Origin of the sequence: Microbacterium sp. ISL-103 (assembly GCF_018613995.1) — a bacterium.
In the GTDB taxonomy this organism is placed as follows: domain Bacteria; phylum Actinomycetota; class Actinomycetes; order Actinomycetales; family Microbacteriaceae; genus Microbacterium.
The window spans coordinates 1-1,477 of the sequence record NZ_JAGGPD010000271.1 but is presented as its reverse complement, the minus strand read 5'-3'; the positions used below and the strand labels follow the sequence as shown (position 1 = coordinate 1,477).

2 protein-coding genes are annotated in these 1,477 nt (G+C 71.0%); one reads left to right on the top strand and one right to left on the bottom strand.

The features are described 5' to 3' along the window. Positions 1 to 207 (bottom strand): hypothetical protein (locus J7E68_RS10795; protein WP_215172469.1); only part of this gene is annotated, 207 nt, incomplete at its 3' end. A gap of 182 nt (positions 208 to 389) precedes the next feature. Between J7E68_RS10795 and J7E68_RS10790 the strand changes: the two genes are divergently transcribed. Then, on the top strand, positions 390 to 1,477 hold a 1,088-nt coding region (locus J7E68_RS10790; protein WP_251048893.1), incomplete at its 3' end, for a thiamine pyrophosphate-binding protein.

The window sequence follows — 1,477 nt, the reverse complement described above, 5'->3', positions numbered from 1 at the left end:
ATCGGTGCGGGCACGACGCTCGGCGTCGTCCATTCCCGCCAACGCCGGGTACATGTCCTTATACGGAAGGCGCACGTCCGACGCTCCCGAGCCGGCATCGGCGGGGAACATCTCGTCCCACGGCACCGCCCCCGGCCGCAGCGGGGATCGACGTGAGGTGTATCCGTTGAACAGCGACTCCATGACCGCATGTTTCCCTGTCACCATTTCGGCGGTGTTACGCCCGCGAGACGGAGGCGCGACGCGAGACGTCGCCTGTAAGATCGACTCGTCCGGCGCTCTCTGACGCCGGTGCCTGAAAAAGAGGCACGAAGCACCTCACGACGACGCGAGCGCGAGACACATACGGAACACGATCGTTCTCCGTCCCTGTCTCGAAAGGCTCTCGCATGCCCACCGTCTCCGCGCACGTCGCCCTCACCCTCGCCCAGCACATCGATGCCGTCTTCGGCGTGATGGGCAACGGCAACGCCTACTTCCTCGACGCGATCGAGACCCAGACCGATGCCGTCTTCACCGCCGTCCGCCACGAGCAGGGCGCCGTGGTCGCCGCAGACGCGCACTTCCGAGCCTCCGGCCGGATCGCCGCCGGCACCTCGACCTACGGCGCAGGCTTCACCAACACGCTCACCGCGCTCGCCGAAGCCGTCCAGGCGCACGTCCCACTCGTGCTCGTCGTCGGCGATGAGCCGACCTCCGGGCCGCGCCCGTGGGACGTCGATCAGATCGCGTTGGCGTCGGCCGTCGGCGCTCGCACCTACACTGTCGGGCATGCGGATGCGGCGGCGACCACCGTCATCGCGATCGAGCACGCCCTGCCCTACCGCCTGCCCGTGGTGCTCGCGATCCCCTACGACGTCGCATCCCTCGAGGCCGGCCCCGTGCCCGCCGCGCCGTCACCCCGCATCCCCGCACCGCTCGCTCCGCGTGGCGAGTTCGCCGAGGGCACGCTCGACGAGATCGCCGAGGCGCTGAGCAGAGCATCCCGTCCGTTCCTCCTGGCCGGCCGCGGCGCATGGCTCGCCGGCGCCGGAGAGGCGCTCGGCGAGCTGGCGGCTCTGACCGGCGCCCTGACGGCGTCGTCTGCTCTGGGCCGTGGGGTCTTCCCCGACAGCCGGTTCGACCTCGGCGTCACCGGCGGCTTCGGAGCCGACGGCGCGATGGAGCTCGTGCGCACCGCTGACGTCGCGGTCGTCTTCGGCGCATCGCTGAACCAGTTCACGATGCGATTCGGTGAGCTCTTCGCCCCCGGAACACGGGTCTTCCAAATCGACATCGCACCGGCAGCCACCCACCCGCACGTGGGCGGCTTCGTCCGCGCCGATGCCCGTGTCGTCGCAGAGGCGCTGGTCGCGCGGGTCGCCGCCCTCTCGTCTGCACCTCGCCCCGTCGCGCCCACCGGCGGCACCGCCGGGCACGGCTTCGGAGCAGCACCGCACCACGCCGAAGTGTCGGCGGTCGCCCACGGCGCGCCGCC